Here is a 19,322-nt window from a genome sequence, read left to right on the forward strand (position 1 = left end):
TTTCAAGTAAAGTTATACAATTATTTAACCCGAAGCACAAAATAATTTTTCTTACCGCTTTGCAATAATACAAATTGATTGTTGATTAAATCTTTGTTCGAAAGCGAGAATTCTTCGGTTACTTTTTCTTTATTTACTGAAATAGAATTAGCTGTCAAAGCGCGTCTTGCTTCGCCATTCGATTTTAGAAATCCTGTTTTTTCGTTTAGAACATCAACAATATTGATTCCTGATTCAATCTCGGCTCTGCTGATTTCTGCTTGAGGAACACCATCAAAAACATCTAAGAAAGTAGCTTCGTCCAATTGCTTCAAATCATCTGAAGTAGAATTTCCGAACAAAATATTCGATGCTTTTATGGCATTTTCTAAGTCTTCTTTGGAATGCACAAAAACGGTAAGCTCTTCGGCCAATCTTCTTTGCAAGACTCTTAAATGCGGTGCCGTTTTATGCTCTACTATTAATGCGTCTATTGTTGCTGCATCTAAAAAAGTAAAAATCTTAATGTATTTTTCCGCATCCACATCGGTGGTATTCAACCAAAACTGATAAAATTTATAAACCGATGTTTTATCAGCCGTCAACCAAACATTTCCTCCTTCGGATTTTCCAAACTTGGTTCCGTCCGCTTTTGTGATTAACGGACAAGTCATCGCGTATGCTTTGGCCTCTTCACCTACATTCATCCGACGCACTAATTCAGTTCCAGTTGTAATATTTCCCCATTGATCAGAACCTCCCATTTGCAACAAACAATTGTATTCTTTGTGCAAATGGTAAAAATCATATCCTTGAATTAATTGGTACGTAAACTCCGTAAAAGACATTCCTTCGCCTTCACCGGACAATCTTTTCTTTACAGAATCTTTGGCCATCATGTAATTCACCGTGATTCGTTTGCCCACGTCACGAGCAAAATTAATGAATGACAAATTCTTCATCCAATCGTAATTATTTACCAGAACTGGCGCATTTATTTCGCTTGAATTAAAATCTAAAAAACGGGATAAAACACTTTTTATCCCCTCCACATTATAATTCAAAGTCGCTTCATCCAAGAGATTTCTCTCATCCGATTTCCCAGATGGATCCCCTATCATTCCTGTTGCTCCACCCACTAATGCAATCGGTTTATGTCCGAAATTTTTCAAGTGAACCAAAAGAATTATAGGTACTAAGCTTCCAATATGTAAGGAATCCGATGTTGGATCAAATCCTATATATGTAGTTGTCATTTCTTTTAGAAGTTGCTCTTCGGTTCCAGGCATGATGTCGTGAACTAAGCCGCGCCATTGTAATTCGGAAATAATATTTTTCATTGTATAAAAATCAATTTCCACAAAGATAAAATTTATTGTGGATTCGGTTATTTGTTTAATAGGTTATTCAAAAAAAATTATTCGTATTTTCGTAGCATGATTTTAGTCACAGGAGGAACGGGTTTAGTAGGCACGCATTTATTGCTTCATTTAATTGAAAATGGAGAAAAAGTACGTGCTATTTATCGAAGTATTGCTTCAATGGAGAAAACGAAATCCCTATTTGTCATCTACAAAAAGGAATCGTTATTCGAGCAAATCGAATGGATTCCCGCAGATATTACCGAAATCCCTTCGTTAGAAATCGCCTTCCAGAATATTAATTCCGTCTACCATTGTGCCGCTTTGATTTCTTTTGATCCAAAAGATGAAGATGCTTTGCGAAAAACAAACATTGAAGGCACCGCAAATATTGTGAATTTTTGTATCGCTTATAAAATAAAAAAACTGTGTTTTGTAAGTTCCATTGCCACTTTGGGTGATTTGCTGCCTCATGAAAAATTCATCACCGAAGAAACCGAATGGAATCCGGAAAAGTACCATACTGATTATGCTATTTCTAAATATGGTGCCGAAATGGAAATCTGGCGCGGACAACAAGAAGGTTTAGATGTGATAATTGTAAATCCAGGCATCATTCTCGGGCCTGTCCCGAAGTTTCGGGATTGGGAGCAAGGAAGCGGACAACTTTTTACGAAAGTAAAAAAGGGACTGCAATTTTACACGCTAGGTTCAACCGGATTTGTTGCAGTTACTGATGTGGTCCGAATTGCGCATCAATTGATGCAAAGCGAAATCAAGAATGAACGCTTTACCTTGATTGCAGAAAACAGTGTTTACCGGGACATCCTGAATACTATGGCGGATGCATTGGGCGTGAAACGACCAGAAACTCATGCAAAACCCTTTTTCATGGAAATTCTCTGGAGATTGGATTGGTGCGTTTCTACTATTTTTCAACAAAAGAGAAAATTATCGCACGCTACCGCAAAAGCTTCCTACTCGAAAAACAGGTATTCCAATGAAAAGATTAAAAACAGATTAAAAACAGATTTTACAAATATCACCGACTACATAAAAGACATTTCAACGCTTTAAAAGGGCGCTTCATTCTGTTTTAATCGCGAAGTATCCTTAACAATTACAGGCGTTTTTTTCTTTTTCAAAAGAAGGGATTTCTTTTTCTTTTTATCTATGGTAAGTAAAGAATCAACTTGTTTTTTGTTATCCTCCAATCGTTGGGTCATTTGCTCAAACATCACTTTGTAACCCTCATAATCGGACGCATAATAAATATTACTTTTGGCAAACTGCAGGCTGTCAATTTTATATTTTTTATAAATATATTGTGTAGGATTTATTTTGAACGTGTCCAGGGAGGCTGGATTTTGGTATTTTATCGCTTCTAAAACAGACAAATCATACATCACATTTATCATAACGTCTTTATCAATAAGCCGTTCCGGTTTTTTGACTACTTCCTCTTTACAACCTAATAAGAGAGTCCCGATCGCTAAAAATGCTATAATTTTTTTCATTTATCAAAAATTTATCTTTCAAACAACAACCGTTTGCCCACACGAATGTCTTTTACCTTAAATGCGTTATATACTAATTGTCCATTTACAAAAGTATGGGTAATTCTGGACTTAAAAGTAAAACCTTCAAATGGTGACCACCCACATTTAGCCATAATATTTTCTTTCTTAACACTCCACGGCAAACCTGAATTTACGATCACTAAATCCGCATAATAGCCTTCTTTAATGAAACCACGTTTTTCTATTTTGAAAATCTTTGCCGGATTATGACACATTTTTTCCACAATTTTTTCCACGCTAATTTTACCTTGATGAAAGGCTTCAAACATAGCCACAATAGCGTGTTGAACCAGAGGCCCACCGGAAGGCGCATTCAAATACGATTGTTTTTTTTCTTTTAATGTGTGTGGCGCATGATCTGTGGCAATCACATCGATTCTATCATCCAGCAAGGCTTCCCAAAGCACTTTCCGGTCATTCGCAGTTTTTACCGCGGGATTCCACTTGATCAGATTGCCTTTGGTTGCATAATCATCATTGGTAAACCACAAATGATGGATACAAACCTCAGCTGTGATTTTCTTGTCTTCCAATGGAATTTTATTGGTAAACAAATCCATTTCTTTAGCAGTTGAAAGGTGAAAAACATGCAAACGCGCTCCTGTTTTCTTCGCCAGCGCAACCGCTTTGGAAGACGAAATATAACACGCTTCCTCACTGCGGATCAGGTGATGTGCGGTAATGGGAACATCTTCTCCATACTCTGCTTTGTATTTTGCTAAATTATTTTGGATAGTCGTTTCATCCTCGCAATGTACCGCGATAAGCAGTGGTGTACTGGAAAATATTTTTTCTAAAGTGGCTTCATTATCCACCAGCATATTTCCCGTTGAGGATCCTAAAAATATTTTGATTCCGGCAACATTCTTTGGATTTGTTTTTAGAACCTCTTCTAAATTATCATTGGTTGCACCCATCATAAACGAATAATTCGCATACGATTTTTGGGCAGCCAACTCGTATTTTTGTTCTAATATTTCTTGGGTAACCGCATTCGGAACCGTGTTCGGCTGTTCAATAAAGGACGTAATTCCCCCTGCAATTGCGGCCTTAGATTCGGATTCGATGTCGCCTTTGTGCGTGAGTCCTGGCTCTCTAAAATGCACCTGATCATCAATGGCTCCGGGAATTAAATAATTTCCCTCGGCATCAATGATTTTACATTCAGAGGATTTAGCGCTGATGCTTTCTGCAATTTCAACAATAAGGTCATTCTCAATTAACAAATCACCTTCAAAAATGACTCCTTCATTTACTATTTTGGCATTCTTTATTAAAACCCTGTTCATCGTATTTTTTTCTTATAATGTATTGAAAAGTCTTTTTAATCTAAGCGAAATAACTCCAAAAACGGCTTCAATAATTATTGAATTACTCATTTTGGATTGCCCCTTGGTTCTATCAGTGAAAATAATTGGAACCTCTACGATTTGAAAATTCTTACAATATGTTCTATATTTCATTTCAATTTGAAAGGCATACCCAACGAATTTAATGGAATTTAAATGGATTTCTTCTAAAACTTTTCTTTTGTAACAGACAAACCCAGCGGTAGCATCATGAATTTTCATTCCGGTAATCATGCGCACATAAACAGAGGCAAAATATGACATTAGCACCCGGCTTAAAGGCCAGTTCACCACATTGACACCGGTTACATATCTAGATCCAATTGCTAAATCAGCATCCCCAAAATGACAGGCACTGTACAATTTTTCTAAATCATTGGGATTATGAGAAAAATCGGCATCCATTTCAAAAACATATTCATATCGGCGCTCCAATGCCCATCTGAATCCATGTACATAAGCCGTTCCCAAACCTGATTTCTTATTTCTTTTTTCTAAAAACAATCTGCCTGCAAATTCTCTCTGAAGCAAAACAACCTTATCAGCAGTGTGATCTGGTGAATTATCATCAATAATAAGCACATGAAAGGGTTTGTGTTGAGAAAGCACCGATCGGATAATGCTTTCTATATTTTCAATTTCGTTATAGGTAGGAATTATAACAATACAATCATTCATATTTAGGCTAATTTCACCGCAAAAGTAAACTTTTTATGCCACTTGATCCTTAATAAAATTATAATAAAAAGAATGGCATAAAAATTAGTAATTTTGCACTGTTATGATAGAAACCATACTTCATCCAAGAATAACAGAGAACAAAGACTGGGCGACCGTACTTTTTGTGCTGTCATTTGCTATTATTGCTATTACTAGATCCATTTTCGAAAATCGTTTTGGTGATTTTGCGAACCTTATTTTCTCCAATAAATACACCAAAGTATACCGTGACAGCAGTCATCTCAAAAGCGGATTCACTGTTGCTTTATTTTTGGTTCAAATCATCTCCCTTGCGTTCTTCATCCAAATTGCATTGAGCTATTTTGGCCCTGTTTCAAAAACGGACTGGTTGCTTTATATTCAAATATTTACGTTCTTGATCTTCTTCGTTTTAGCAAAGTATTTAATCGAAAAAATAATTGCAACCTCATTCAATATTGAAGAATTTATGGAGCAGTTCAACCTTCAAAAGGTAACTTACAGGACCTATATTGGATTAATCATACTGCCATTCAATATTATTTTGTTTTATAACGACACAATCTCAATAAATATTCCATTATTAATTATAGGCATTATATTGACAATCAATGTTATAACTTATTTTATTTCAATAAAAAATTATCAAAATTTAATAATCGGTAAGTTGTTTTATTTTATTTTATATCTTTGCGCTCTCGAAATAGCTCCCTATTATTTCATGTATTATTGGTTCACAAAAGGGAGTGCTTAGAAAACGTTAAAATATGAAAGTGAAAACAATTTTGGTATCACAACCAGAGCCTAAAGTGGAAAATTCCCCATACTTTGAACTTCAACAAAAGCATAAAGTAAAAATTGATTTCAGGCCTTTTATTCATGTAGAAGGAGTTAATGCAAAAGAGATCCGACTTCAAAAAATTGATCTTAATCATTACACCGCAATTATTTTAACCAGTAGAAATGCAGTAGACCACTTTTTCAGAGTGGCCGAAGAAATGCGATTTAAAGTACCCGAGGGATTAAAATATTTCTGCCAATCAGAAGCAGTCGCTTTTTACCTGCAAAAATATGTGGTATATCGAAAACGGAAAATTTACGTTGGACCAAAAGACTTTGCCGATTTATCCCCACTGATTAAAAAATACAAAGACGAAAAATTCTTATTACCTGCTTCAGATCAACTCAATGCGGATGCTCCAATAACGCTGGACGCCTTAAAAGTAGACTGGACTCCCGCTATTTTTTACAAAACAGTGATGAGCGATTTGTCTGATTTAGCCGATGTATATTATGATGTTTTGGCCTTCTTTAGTCCAACTGGGATAAAATCATTGTTCATGAATTTTCCAGAATTTGAGCAAAACAATACTCGAATTGCTGTTTTTGGCAGTACCACCCAAAAAGAAGCTTTGGATCATGGCTTAAGAATCGATATTCTTGCACCAACACCAGAAACGCCTTCGATGACAATGGCTTTAGAGAAATATATCACGGAAGCCAACAAAGGAAAATAAAAAATTACTTTTCGAAATAAAATCAAAAAAGCCATTCGCAATCCGAATGGCTTTTTTGATAATACAAAATCTAAAATTCCGTTGTGGTTCTTTATCGTGTATTACTGATACATATAAATTAGTACTACTGTCAGTTCGAGCACAATCGAAAATCATTTTAGCATCCAGACTGCGCTCAATATCACATAAAACTCAACAAATACTAAATTTAATCGTTTTTTTTTTAAATTTGATTTTCAATTCAAACTAAATTTAATAGTTTAGTTTAAAACAACAACCTATGAAAATCAATTCACTAGTAGTAGAAATTGACGGTATCGATAAAGAAATCTTGCGCGACTTGATGGAAGATGCCCGAAAGCCAATTCTTCAAATCGCCAATAAAATTGGAATTTCCGGAGCTGCGATTCATCAACGTTTGCGAAAACTGGAACAATCCGGCGTTATTTCGGGATCAAAATTTACGGTAAACAATAAAATTTTGGGCTATAACACGATGGCTTTTGTTGGAATTTATCTGGACAAAGCGGCTAGAAATCCAGAGGCGGTACGTGATCTAAAAAAAATTCCTGAAGTACTAGAATGCCATTATACGACAGGAAACTGGTCTATTCTTATTAAAATAATTTGTCGAGATAACGAACATTTAATGCAATTACTCAATACCAAAATCCAAGCGATAGAAGGCGTTTCCAGAACAGAAACTTTTATTTCTTTGGACCAACAAATTGAAAGACAAATTCAATTGTAGCACCACTTTTATCCCTTTGTGACTCCATGAACTTTGTTATTTCTGCGTAGGAGAAATCATACAATCTGAATAACTTGATGAGATTTCTTCTCCGTCGAGATGAAATAGAGGCAAAAAAATCCGTCTTGTTCTTATTCTTACACAAGACGGATTTGTATTTTTTTAGCAAACATCTAATTCCTTCTTCCTCCCATATAAATCGAAACATAATACAAGAGTGTAGCGATGGATCCTAAAGCAGCCACAACATACGTTCTAGCAGCCCATTTAAGCGAATCTTTGGCTCCCGCTTGTTCTTGTTGTGTCAGCATCCTTTTATTTTCTAACCAAGCCAACGCCCGATTACTCGCATCATATTCGACCGGCAAAGTAACTATAGAGAATAAAGTAGTTGCTGCAAAAATGATAATTCCCACCAGTAGTAATTGCGGAAAAGTCTTCATCATCAAGATTCCTCCTAGCAAGATCCACTGCATATACGTAGAGGCTACATTTACCACCGGCACTAATTTAGATCGCATTGTCAGCCACTGATACCCTACAGCGTGTTGCACCGCATGTCCACATTCGTGAGCCGCAACAGCTGCCGCAGCCGCATTTCTTTGGTTGTAAACGGCCTCGCTTAAATTCACAGTTTTGTCAGATGGATTGTAATGATCCGTCAAACGCCCCGGTGTAGAGATTACTCGTACATCACGAATCCCGTTATCGGCAAGCATTTTCTCGGCGATTTCAGCACCGGACATTCCGTTTTGCAATTGCAATTTAGAATAATGTTCAAATTTGCTTTTTAGTCTTGAACTAACTAACCAGCTGAAAAGCATGATTGCTCCGGCAAGAATCAAATAACCCATTCCCATATTTTTGTTTTTTAATTTATTATTTAAAGTTACAAAAGAATTATCAAAATCTGAACCATTTTTTTATTGCGTCAATTTGGCATTCCTAAAAATGGAACGCAGATTACGCGGATGAAAAGGATATGCGCAGATTTATACGGATTAGTATGTTTGTTAAAAATTTACCCCACTAAATTAATAATTTTTCCCGGAACAATTATTACCTTGTTTGGCGTTCTTCCTTCTAATTGTTTGATGGTTCTTTCATCTTTCATTACAATTTTCTCGATTTGCTCCTTGGTTAAATCCAAAGGCAAAACCATCGTGAAACGCATTTTTCCATTGAAAGAAACCGGATATTCCTTTTCACTTTCTACTAAATATTTAGCTTCAAAAACAGGAAAAGCAACTGTTGCAATCGAACCTTTATTTCCTAGCAACGACCATAATTCTTCGGCGATGTGGGGTGCATACGGCGAAATCACAATCGCTAAAGGCTCCAAGATTGCACGAGAATGACAATTCTGTGTTGACAATTCATTCACACAAATCATAAATTGTGAAACCGATGTATTAAAAGAGAACCCTTCAATATCTTCTGCCACTTTTTTGATAGTTTTGTGCAATGATTTTAGATTCTCCCCCAACCCCTCCGAAGAAGGGGAGTCAGAAACGTAGAAAGAGTCGTCTGGTCCAGTATGATACAAACGCCATAATTTTTTCAAGAAACCAAAAACTCCTGATATTCCTGCTGTATTCCAAGGTTTTGCTTGTTCCAATGGTCCTAAGAACATTTCATACAAACGCAATGTATCGGCTCCATATTCGTTACAAATATCGTCTGGCGTTACTACATTGTATTTGGATTTCGACATTTTTTCGATTTCGCGACCTACAATGTATTTTCCGTTTTCTTCGGTGATAAATTCCGCATCTGCATAATCTTCTCTCCAAGCTTTGAATCTTTCAATATCTAATTCATCAGAAGAATTAACCATTGAAACATCAGCGTGAATTTGATTTAAATCTATTTCTCCATCACGAAGCATAACATTATCTAAACCAAATAATTTATTCAAAACACTTTGAAGTTCCTTTTTCAAAGTGTTTTTATCAATATTTTTAGAAACGAATATATTAGGTAATTGACTTTCGTCAAATACATCTGGATTACCAATAACGCCCCACATCACTCTATAAACAAATGCACTCATTCCCAAAATCATTCCCTGATTGATCAGTTTTTTGAATGGCTCTTCGGTTGGAGCAAAACCTTTATCTTTCAAGAATTTGTTCCAAAAACGGGAATACAATAAATGTCCGGTGGCATGTTCGCTTCCGCCAATATATAAATCTACGCTTTCCCAATATGCCAATGCGTCTTTACTTGCAAATTCGCTTTCGTTCTGCGCATCCATATAACGCATCCAATACCATGAACTTCCCGCCCAACCTGGCATCGTGTTCAATTCTAATGGGAATATAGTTCCCTCCCCCAACCCCTCCGAAGGAGGGGAGAGAAGCTCATTCGAAACCACTTTATTATTTACACTGTCCCAAGCCCAAACCAAAGCGTTACCTAAAGGCGGTTGCCCGTCTTCGGTTGGTAAGTATTTCTCTACTTCTGGCAAGATGATTGGTAAATGTTTTGCTGCAATCATTTGCGGCAAGCCATTCACATAATATACCGGAAACGGCTCTCCCCAATAGCGCTGGCGCGAGAAAACAGCATCACGCAAACGGTAATTGATTTTTCCTTTTCCTTGGTTTAGTTTTTCTAATTCTTCAATTACTTTTTTAGTCGCTTCTTTGTACGTTAATCCGTTTAGGAAATCAGAATTGGCGATAATCACATTGTCTTTCGAAACGTATGCAGCTTCAGAAATATCTACATTGGCAAAAATATTTTTGATTTCTTGCATGCCTTGTTGCCCTTTGAAGAAATTCGTAAAAGCATAATCTCTTTCGTCGCCACAAGGAACCGCCATAACCGCGCCTGTCCCGTAACCTGCCAAAACATAATCCCCAATCCAAACCGGAATTGGTTCTTTCGTAAAAGGATGCTCTACGTAAGCACCAGTAAATACTCCAGAAATGGTTTTAACATCGGCCATACGTTCTCTTTCGGAACGTTTTGACGTTTTTTCGATATATGCATTGACTGCCGCTTTTTGTTCCTCAGTTGTTATTTCTTGAACCAAAGGATGCTCTGGAGCCAATGTCATGAATGTAACTCCAAAGATGGTGTCGGGCCGAGTGGTGAAAATCCCCACCCCAACCCTCCCCGAAGGGGAGGGAGCCGAAACTGAATTCGTAATATCTTCTCGTTTTCTATTATTTAATTCAGTTTGAATTTTAGACAAAACTGCTTCAATATCTTTTTTTACCTCATCATTTGAAAATCGAATAACTTTGAATCTGTGTTTTTGTTCTAATTCAAAAGTCCTTTCTTCATCAAGTTCTATTTGTTCAGGAGTATTATGATATTCTCCATCAACTTCAACAACCAATCTACTTTCCAAACAAACAAAATCAGCAATATAATTACCAATTAAATGTTGTCTTCTAAACTTACTGTCTAATTTTTTATTCCGAACAGCATCCCACAATAACGCTTCAGCAAATGTTGGTTCTTTTCGCATTTCCTTGGCATTAACCAATAAATGTTTAGCATTCTGAGAATCCCCTGTCATGTACCCAGGCTCGGCTCCCCCTCTTTTGGAGGCGGCTGGGGGGAGGAGATTAAAGGTTACCATCGCCCCAACACTTTTCCCAATCCAGTTTCTCTGACTTTCCTTAATGCTTTCGCTCCAGTCAATATCGTTTAAGCCTTGCAGTAAACGTTCTGCATAAGCCGAAATTCGCATGCTCCATTGTGTCATTTTCTTGCGCACCACTGTAAAACCGCCACGCTCTGAAACACCATTTACGATTTCGTCATTTGCTAAAACCGTTCCCAATCCCGGACACCAGTTTACTTCAGTCTCGGCCAAATAGGTCAATCTGTATTGCAATAAAATTCGCTCCTGTTGCTCTTTTGCGAAAGCGTTCCATTCATTTGCTAAAAAAACTTCACTATTTTCATCGCAAACCGCATTGACATTTGCATTTCCTTCTTTTTGGAAAATCGAAACCAAAGTCGAAATATCTTCGGCTTTGTCGCTGTTTTTATTGTACCATGAATTGAATAATTGAATGAAAATCCATTGTGTGTGTTTGTAATAATCGGGATTTGAAGTACGCACTTCTCGACTCCAGTCGAAAGAGAATCCAATTTTGTCCAATTGCTTTCTGTATCCTGCAATTTTATTTCCTTCTTTATCCGTTCCGCCGTCAATATTTACCGAAGTAGTATCCTCAGGACGCTGACCAGTCTGTATGGCATATTGCTCAGCAGGCAAACCAAAACTGTCATAGCCCATAGGGTGCAACACATTAAAACCTTGGTGTCTTTTGTATCTGGAATACACGTCAGAGGCAATGTATCCCAGCGGATGTCCTACGTGCAATCCTGCTCCAGATGGATAAGGAAACATATCCAGTACGTAATATTTAGGTTTTTCTGAGTTATTTTCAGCTTTAAATGTTTGGTTTTCTAACCAATATTTCTGCCATTTGGTCTCTATTTCGTTCGGATTGTATTTCATTCCTCTTTTTTATTGTTTTTTAATGGAGTCATGCTGTCGCGCACTCAAGTCATTCCTCTTTTTTATTGTTTTTTAATGGAGTCATGCTGTCGCGCACTCAAGTCCTTTTTATAAGGTTCTGAACAAATGAGCAACTGAGGTTCTACCTTTTATTACGATGACTATTTTTAGGTCGCAAATTTACGTTTATTGTACGAAAGTTGAAACTTTGAGCGTTATTAACTTTAAATAAAGAAATTCTTTGTTATTTTTACCCAATAATTTCAGTAAACTATGAGTTCTTCCTTTGATAATTTCCAAAAACGACGTTTAATTTCCTCTTATTTCTCAGTAGTGCTAAGTGTATTCTTGGTTTTATTTCTGTTGGGAATATTGGGTCTTTTCATTATAAATTCTAAAAAATTAGCGAACGATTTCAAGGAAAATATTGCTATGACCGTTTTTTTCAAAAACGAAGCCAATGACACGGTATTAAAAGCTTTTGGAACTGAATTAAAAGCAAGTCACTTTGTAAAATCATACGATTATGTAACCAAAGAAGCTGCTGCAAAACAACATACCGATATTATAGGGGAGGATTTCCTGGTATTTCTGGGAGAAAACCCGTTGCAAAATTCGTATGACATTCACCTGAAAGGAGATTATGTAATAAAGGACAGCATCACAAAAATCGAAGCTAGCTTACGCAAAAACGCTATGATTTCCGATATTGTGTATGACAAACAATTAGTAAATCTGGTGAACGACAACATCAAAAAAGTAAGCATGTGGATTTTGATAATCAGCGGTTTTTTATCTTTTATTGCCGTATTACTGATCAATAGTTCGCTGCGTTTGTCCATACATTCTAACAGATTCATCATTAAGACCATGCAAATGGTAGGTGCTACCAAATCATTTATCAGAAAACCTTTTGTAATGCGAAGTATAAAACTGGGCATGATTGGAGCTTTTTTAGCCATAATAGCCTTGACTGGTGTACTGATTTATATAGAAACCAGTTTTCCAAATCTTGGCATATTAGAAGACAAAGCATTAATTGGACTTGTTTTATTGAGTGTTCTAGGAATTGGTATTTTAATTACCTGGTTAAGCACGCATTTTGCAACACAACGGTTCTTGAATTTAAGAACAGACGATTTATATTAATTTTTACTCATTGATTTGGCTATTTGTTTACTCAAATTCTCACCATTCAGCGTTTAAATCAATCTCATAAAATGGAAAACAACAACCACAAACCAGAATTTCTTTTTGACAAAATAAATTATAAAATTCTCTTAATCGGGATTGGTGTAATTGCCTTGGGATTTGTTCTAATGGCCGGCGGAGGAAGTGATGATCCAAATGTATTTAGCGAAGACATCTTCAATTTTAGAAGAATTCGACTTGCGCCAACAACTGTTTTAATTGGTTTTGGCATAACTATATATGCCATTCTCAAAAGCCCAAAAAAACAATAAACAGTGACGCATTATAAGTTACAATACTGATTAACAGACTACTAAAAACAGAACACTGATCACGCTATAATGAATACATTACAAGCTTTTTTAATTGCCATAATCGAAGGATTAACAGAATATCTTCCAGTTTCATCCACAGCCCACATGGTTTTCCTAAGTTCCTATTTTGGAATTCAAGAAGATGATTTTGTGAAGCTTTTTCAGGTTTCTATTCAGTTCGGAGCCATTTTAGCCGTTGTAGCTTTATATTGGAAGAAATTTTTTGATTTTTCCTCCAGAAGTATCGCCATCAAATTTTATCTCAAACTCATTTATGCCGTTATTCCAGCACTGGTTTTAGGAAAGTTATTTGACGAAACGATTGAAGCCGTTCTTGGAGATCCTATTCCTATTGCGATCGTATTGATTATAGGAGGTGTAATTCTGCTTTTTATTGACAGTCGTTTTCAAAGCCCCACTGTCATTCAAGAAGAAGATATTACTGTAAAAAAAGCTGTAATTATTGGTTTCTGGCAATGTTTAGCGATGATGCCGGGGACAAGTCGTTCTGCTGCTTCAATCATTGGAGGAATGCAACAAGGATTAACGCGGCATGCTGCGGCAGAATTCTCTTTCTTTTTGGCCGTGCCAACAATGATGGCGGTAACATGCTATTCTGTGTTCTTGAAAACCTACGAAACTTCACAAATGAAAGGCTACGAATTGATTTTAAAGTCTAACGAAAACATCCAATTATTCCTGATTGGTAATGTCGTGGCTTTTATCGTTGCCATTATAGCAATTAAATTTTTTATTGAAATTATCAAAAAATATGGTTTCAAACCATGGGGCTGGTACCGAATAATTGTAGGTATCTTTTTATTGATCTACTTTTCATACTTTAAATAATTTCCTTTGAAGACAGCCGAAGATTACCAAAACGGACAAATTTTACTGATTGACAAACCTTTGAACTGGACTTCTTTTCAGGCGGTGAATAAATTGAAATGGGCATTAATCACTAAACTGAATCTGCCAAAAAAATTCAAGATAGGTCACGCTGGAACGTTAGACCCTTTGGCAACCGGATTACTGTTAGTTTGTACCGGAAAATTCACCAAAAGAATCACTGAACTTCAGGGTCAAGCCAAAGAATATACCGGAACTTTTTACATTGGAGCGACTACGCCTTCGTATGATTTAGAAACGGAGATTGATCAAACTTTCTCGACAGATCATATTGATGATGCTTTAATCCATGATACCATAAAACAGTTTCTAGGCGAAATAGATCAAAAACCCCCTATTTATTCGGCTATAAAAAAAGATGGCGTGCGCTTGTATGAACATGCCAGAGCAGGAGAAACTGTTGAAATTGCCACCAGAAAAACAACGATTCACGAATTTGAAATTACCAGAATTGCACTTCCTGAAATAGACTTTAGAGTAGTTTGCAGCAAAGGAACTTACATTCGTTCCTTGGCATTTGATTTTGGAAAAGCCATAGGTTCTGGTTCGCACTTAACGGCTTTACGCCGAACCAAAATTGGCGATTATGATGTAAAGAATGGTATAGCTGTTACTGTTTTTGAAAATAGTTTAGACTCCAATAATTAGTGTTTTGAGACTTTCAACCCTAACAACATTCTTAGTTGCTTTTTTAAAACGAGAATAATTTCCAAATTAATTCATCCCTAATTATATCTTTTTTTAATTACTTCGTTCAGCCACGTTTTATGAGAACTTGTTGTGCAGCGTACAACCTGATACAGCTGGACATGCCCAAAAAAAATCCCTCTTAAAACTTCAAAAGGGATTGGTTTATTTTATGTTTTGGAGAAAATTATTCCATTTCTTCCGCGTCTTTGTCTTCTTTCTCCACCGCGTCTTTATAATCCGGATATAAAAACTTATTGTACGGAAAACGGGTAATGTGAATGTGACGTACGGCTTCATAAACACGTTCTCTGAATTCCTCAAAATTTTCCTTGTTAGTAGCCGAAATAAATAACGCATTTTGCTCGCCTACTCTGCTCATCCAAGTCGATTTCCATTCTTCCAGCGTATAATGTCTTGGCGTTTTTTCGGTCATTAAATCATCTTCGTCAATAGTCAAATGCTGGTAAGCATCAATTTTATTGAAAACCATAATTACCGGTTTGTCATTTGCCTTAATATCCAATAAAGTTTGGTTTACGGATGCAATATGATCTTCAAATTCAGGATGCGAAATATCAACTACGTGCAATAACAAATCCGCTTCGCGAACCTCATCCAGCGTACTTTTGAAAGAATCAACCAGTTGTGTTGGCAATTTCCTGATAAATCCTACCGTATCCGAAAGCAAGAAAGGAAGGTTTTTAATAACTACTTTTCGGACGGTGGTGTCCAGCGTAGCAAAAAGTTTATTCTCTACAAAAACATCACTTTTACCAACGGCATTCATCAAGGTTGATTTCCCCACATTAGTATATCCCACCAAAGCCACACGAACCATAGCGCCACGATTGCCGCGCTGCACACCCATTTGCTTGTCGATGGTTTTTATTTTTTCTTTCAATAACGCGATTCGGTCACGAACAATACGTCTGTCGGTTTCAATCTCGGTTTCTCCAGGTCCACGCATTCCAATTCCCCCTTTTTGGCGTTCAAGGTGCGTCCACATTCCGGAAAGCCTTGGTAATAAGTATTGACATTGCGCTAATTCTACTTGCGTTCTGGCGTACGAAGTTTCAGCACGTTGCGCAAAAATATCCAAGATAAGGTGCGTTCTGTCCAGAATTTTACATTCCGTTATGATTTTAGATATATTTTTTTGTTGTGAAGGTGATAATTCATCATCAAATACCAAAGTCGAGATATCATTTTCTTTTACAAAAAGATGAATCTCTTCAATTTTTCCGGTACCAACAAAAGTCTTGGGATTAGGACGTTCCATTTTTTGCGAAAAACGTTTCACCACTTGCCCTCCTGCGGTAAAAGTCAAAAACTCTAATTCGTCAAGATATTCGCGCAGCTTCTCTTCACTTTGGTTTTGAGTTACAATACCAACTATAGCCGTCTTTTCGAAATTTATTACTTCTTTTTCTAACATATTTTTGAATAAGTTACAAATTTAATGATTTGTCAGGGACTTATTGAGTTCTGGGTTTATAAAAAATTAGTAGCCGTGAATAATGATAGTTTTTTGGTCGATCCGAAAATTATACTGTTGAAATGTTTTCCTGCGAATAAAATAAATTCAGCCGTGTATTTCTCCAGATGAAACTGCTATTTAACTCCAGAACGAGAAAAGTTTTGCCACAGATTAGCACAGATTAAACGGATTTTTTCTCTTAGCGATAAATAATCTGTGAGTATCTGCCAAATCTTTTTTATCAGCGGGTCGTAATGATTATTTCTAAAGAAAAATTTTGCCACAAATCACCATTTGATTTCAAAAAAATCAGTGAAAATTAGGATAATTCGTGGCTAAAAAAATTTGCCAAATTTACAGTTATTTTAAAAAATTTTATTCTTGCCTCGCACACATTAAATGTTAGTTCTATTTTAATAAAGTGCATCATTTGAAAACAGTTTAGGCGCTAATTTTGACTTACTATCAATTAAATTGAACAAAACAGTACATCATTCCAAATTTTATTCCACTGGAAAGAGTGTGAAATAAACAATAAAGAGTTTACTTTTACTTTTTAAGAAATTGCAGCGATAACTACAATTTTGTTACTGTTTTAAATAAAACGATCTCGTAAAAATCAAGCCGAATTATAAAACCAAAAATCAATTAGTAATTTATATTCAATAAAAATGAAGCATTATCTTTTTTCACTACTATTCACTTTAACGTTCTTAAGTAACGTTGCGGCACAACAATTAAAATCACCCAACCAAAAATTCACAATGGATTTTTCATTGTTAAGTGACGGCACTCCAAGTTACACTTTGAGCTACAAAAATAACGTCGTTATAAAACCTAGTAAACTGGGTCTTGAACTAAAAAGCGACAAAAAAACAATGTTGTTTGATTTGACATATAGTACTAATCCCGCTGAAAAAGAATTACTATTTGATAAAAATTCGTTGTTAAATAATTTCACGATAACAGATACCCAAACAGCTACTTTTGATGAAAACTGGAGACCCGTTTGGGGAGAAGTAGCTTCCATTCGCAATCATTATAACGAATTGGCAGTAACCTTAAATCAAAAAGAAACAGACAGAAAGATTGTGATTCGTTTCCGTTTGTTTGACGATGGTTTAGGATTTCGTTATGAATTTCCTTCGCAAAAAAACCTTACTTATTTTGTAATTAAAGAAGAAAGAACTCAGTTTGCCATGACAGGAGATCATACTGCATTTTGGATTCCGGGTGATTATGACACTCAAGAATACGATTACACCACATCAAAATTATCGGAAATCCGAGGCTTATCAGAAAAAGCAACTACCGCAAATGTTTCTCAAAAGTCTTTTTCTACAACAGGAGTACAGACTTCACTAATGCTAAAAACAGCAGATGGATTGTATATCAATCTACATGAAGCAGCATTAATCAATTATTCGTGCATGCATTTGAATCTAGATGATAAAAATATGGTATTCGAATCTTGGTTAACACCAGATGCCAAAGGAGACAAAGGATACATGCAGGCCCCAAATCATTCGCCTTGGCGTACAATAATTGTTAGTGATGACGCAAGAGAAATTCTGGCTTCAAAAATGACATTGAACTTGAATGACCCAAGCAAAATTGAAGATACATCATGGATAAAACCCGTTAAATATGTAGGTGTTTGGTGGGAAATGATCACCGGAAAAAGTTCTTGGGCGTATACGGATGAATTTCCAACGGTACAACTTGGCGTTTCTGATTTTTCAAAAGCGAAACCAAATGGAAAACACGGTGCCAACAACACTAATGTAAAAAAATACATTGATTTTGCAGCTAAACACGGTTTTGATGCCGTTTTAGTAGAAGGCTGGAATGAAGGTTGGGAAGACTGGTTTGGTCATTCCAAAGATTATGTTTTTGATTTTCTGACTGCGTATCCGGATTTTGACGTCAAAGGATTGCATGAATATGCCAAATCAAAAGGTATTAAAATGATGATGCACCACGAAACTTCAGGATCTGTGCGTAACTATGAGCGCCACATGGATAAAGCGTATCAGTTTATGAAAGACAATGGATACGATGCTGTAAAAAGTGGTTATGTAGGTGATATTATGCCAAGAGGCGAAAACCACTACAGCCAATGGATTGTCAATCACTTTCAATATGCTTTGGAAAAAGCAGCCGAATATAAAATTATGTTGAATGCTCACGAAGCGGTTCGTCCAACGGGAATTTCAAGAACCTATCCCAATTTAATTGGTAACGAAGCAGCAAGAGGAACAGAATACCAAGCTTTTGGTGGTTCTAAACCCAATCACGTGACAGTGTTGCCTTTTACCCGTTTAGTAGGCGGACCGATGGATTATACTCCTGGGATTTTTGAAATGGATTTAAGCAAATTGAATCCGGATAATAATTCCCATGTCAACAGTACGATTGCAAATCAATTGGCATTGTACGTAACGATGTACAGCCCGTTGCAAATGGCAGCCGATACACCGGAAAATTACGATCGCTTTCCTGATGCTTTTCAGTTCATCAAAGATGTAGCCGTAGATTGGTCTGACAGCAAATACCTTGAAGCAGAACCTGGTCAATATGTTACTGTTGCGCGTAAAGCAAAAGTGACGAATAATTGGTTTATTGGTAATGTAAATGGCGATACTTCTCGTACATCAACCATCAAATTTGATTTTTTGGAAAAAGGAAAAAAATATGTTGCCACTATTTATGCTGATGCAAAAGAGGCACATTATAAAACCAATCCACAAGCCTATACGATTCGTAAAATGACGGTGACTAACAAATCAAAACTGGCACAACTCAGTGCGCCCGGTGGAGGTTATGCGATAAGCATCGTTGAAATTAAATAATAATAAGCCGTTGGGTGTAATTCAATTTGTTTAATTTTTTAACCACATAGAAATATAGATTTTAAAATTCCGTAATGCGTTTCACTTTTTCCTAGAAAACCATAGCTATGTGAACCCAAGAATTAGGCTATCTTACTCTTTTTTTCTATGTCTCTATGCGGTTCAAA

16 protein-coding genes are annotated in these 19,322 nt (G+C 36.3%); 9 read left to right on the forward strand and 7 right to left on the reverse strand.

What is annotated here, in order from left to right; all coding sequences use genetic code 11:
* Nucleotides 1-20 precede the first annotated feature (20 nt).
* Entirely contained in the window at nucleotides 21-1,319 is a 1,299-nt protein-coding gene (gene tyrS, locus EKL97_RS00235) for a tyrosine--tRNA ligase (protein ID WP_126567717.1), read from the reverse strand.
* A gap of 96 nt (nucleotides 1,320-1,415) precedes the next feature.
* Here tyrS and EKL97_RS00240 point away from each other — a divergent pair, with 96 nt between their 5' ends.
* Complete coding sequence (locus EKL97_RS00240; protein ID WP_126567718.1) at nucleotides 1,416-2,417, forward strand: NAD-dependent epimerase/dehydratase family protein; 1,002 nt, start codon at nucleotides 1,416-1,418, stop codon at nucleotides 2,415-2,417.
* On the opposite strand, the gene EKL97_RS00245 is transcribed toward EKL97_RS00240, so the two are convergent.
* Genes EKL97_RS00245 through EKL97_RS00255 form a run of 3 tightly spaced genes read right to left on the reverse strand, consistent with a single transcriptional unit; the run spans nucleotide 2,414 to nucleotide 4,947 of the window.
* On the reverse strand, nucleotides 2,414-2,857 hold the full coding sequence (locus tag EKL97_RS00245) for a DUF4296 domain-containing protein (RefSeq protein ID WP_126561444.1): 444 nt from the start codon (nucleotides 2,855-2,857) through the stop codon (nucleotides 2,414-2,416). The genes EKL97_RS00240 and EKL97_RS00245 overlap by 4 nt on opposite strands.
* 11 nt (nucleotides 2,858-2,868) lie before the next feature.
* A complete protein-coding gene (locus tag EKL97_RS00250) occupies nucleotides 2,869-4,209 on the reverse strand; it encodes a dihydroorotase (RefSeq protein ID WP_126567720.1) in 1,341 nt (446 codons plus the stop codon).
* A gap of 12 nt (nucleotides 4,210-4,221) precedes the next feature.
* Entirely contained in the window at nucleotides 4,222-4,947 is a 726-nt protein-coding gene (locus tag EKL97_RS00255) for a polyprenol monophosphomannose synthase (protein ID WP_126567721.1), read from the reverse strand.
* Between the two features lie 103 nt (nucleotides 4,948-5,050).
* Between EKL97_RS00255 and EKL97_RS00260 the strand changes: the two genes are divergently transcribed.
* The 3 genes from EKL97_RS00260 (at nucleotide 5,051) to EKL97_RS00270 (ending at nucleotide 7,236) form a co-directional block, all read left to right on the forward strand.
* Nucleotides 5,051-5,722 (forward strand): DUF4271 domain-containing protein, encoded by a 672-nt coding sequence (locus tag EKL97_RS00260; RefSeq protein WP_126457604.1) that lies wholly within the window; start codon nucleotides 5,051-5,053, stop codon nucleotides 5,720-5,722.
* Nucleotides 5,723-5,735: 13 nt separating this feature from the next.
* Nucleotides 5,736-6,485, forward strand: coding sequence for a uroporphyrinogen-III synthase (locus EKL97_RS00265; RefSeq protein WP_126455487.1), 750 nt, complete (start codon nucleotides 5,736-5,738; stop codon nucleotides 6,483-6,485).
* A gap of 280 nt (nucleotides 6,486-6,765) precedes the next feature.
* Nucleotides 6,766-7,236 (forward strand): Lrp/AsnC ligand binding domain-containing protein, encoded by a 471-nt coding sequence (locus EKL97_RS00270; protein ID WP_126457606.1) that lies wholly within the window; start codon nucleotides 6,766-6,768, stop codon nucleotides 7,234-7,236.
* Between the two features lie 173 nt (nucleotides 7,237-7,409).
* On the opposite strand, the gene EKL97_RS00275 is transcribed toward EKL97_RS00270, so the two are convergent.
* Nucleotides 7,410-8,096: a zinc metallopeptidase gene (locus tag EKL97_RS00275; protein WP_185964876.1), complete on the reverse strand. Its 687-nt coding sequence runs from the start codon at nucleotides 8,094-8,096 to the stop codon at nucleotides 7,410-7,412.
* A gap of 161 nt (nucleotides 8,097-8,257) precedes the next feature.
* Nucleotides 8,258-11,722: a leucine--tRNA ligase gene (locus EKL97_RS00280; protein WP_126567723.1), complete on the reverse strand. Its 3,465-nt coding sequence runs from the start codon at nucleotides 11,720-11,722 to the stop codon at nucleotides 8,258-8,260.
* A 273-nt stretch (nucleotides 11,723-11,995) separates the two neighbouring features.
* Here EKL97_RS00280 and EKL97_RS00285 point away from each other — a divergent pair, with 273 nt between their 5' ends.
* From EKL97_RS00285 to truB, 4 genes are all read left to right on the forward strand, one after another.
* Nucleotides 11,996-12,871: a cell division protein FtsX gene (locus tag EKL97_RS00285; protein WP_126516266.1), complete on the forward strand. Its 876-nt coding sequence runs from the start codon at nucleotides 11,996-11,998 to the stop codon at nucleotides 12,869-12,871.
* A gap of 71 nt (nucleotides 12,872-12,942) precedes the next feature.
* Nucleotides 12,943-13,185: a DUF3098 domain-containing protein gene (locus EKL97_RS00290; RefSeq protein WP_126455479.1), complete on the forward strand. Its 243-nt coding sequence runs from the start codon at nucleotides 12,943-12,945 to the stop codon at nucleotides 13,183-13,185.
* A 69-nt stretch (nucleotides 13,186-13,254) separates the two neighbouring features.
* Entirely contained in the window at nucleotides 13,255-14,076 is an 822-nt protein-coding gene (locus EKL97_RS00295; RefSeq protein WP_126567724.1) for an undecaprenyl-diphosphate phosphatase, read from the forward strand.
* A gap of 6 nt (nucleotides 14,077-14,082) precedes the next feature.
* Nucleotides 14,083-14,784 carry a tRNA pseudouridine(55) synthase TruB gene (gene truB / locus EKL97_RS00300; RefSeq protein WP_126567726.1) on the forward strand — a complete coding sequence of 234 codons (702 nt, stop codon included), beginning with the start codon at nucleotides 14,083-14,085 and terminating at the stop codon, nucleotides 14,782-14,784.
* 226 nt (nucleotides 14,785-15,010) lie between these two features.
* Here the strand turns inward: truB and hflX are convergent, their stop codons facing one another.
* On the reverse strand, nucleotides 15,011-16,261 hold the full coding sequence (gene hflX / locus EKL97_RS00305) for a GTPase HflX (protein ID WP_126456307.1): 1,251 nt from the start codon (nucleotides 16,259-16,261) through the stop codon (nucleotides 15,011-15,013).
* Between the two features lie 713 nt (nucleotides 16,262-16,974).
* On the opposite strand from hflX, the gene EKL97_RS00310 reads away from it, so the two are divergent.
* Nucleotides 16,975-19,155, forward strand: coding sequence for a glycoside hydrolase family 97 protein (locus tag EKL97_RS00310; RefSeq protein WP_126567727.1), 2,181 nt, complete (start codon nucleotides 16,975-16,977; stop codon nucleotides 19,153-19,155).
* Nucleotides 19,156-19,322: the final 167 nt, after the last annotated feature.

This window comes from Flavobacterium sp. LS1P28 (genome assembly GCF_003970335.1).
Lineage (GTDB): Bacteria > Bacteroidota > Bacteroidia > Flavobacteriales > Flavobacteriaceae > Flavobacterium.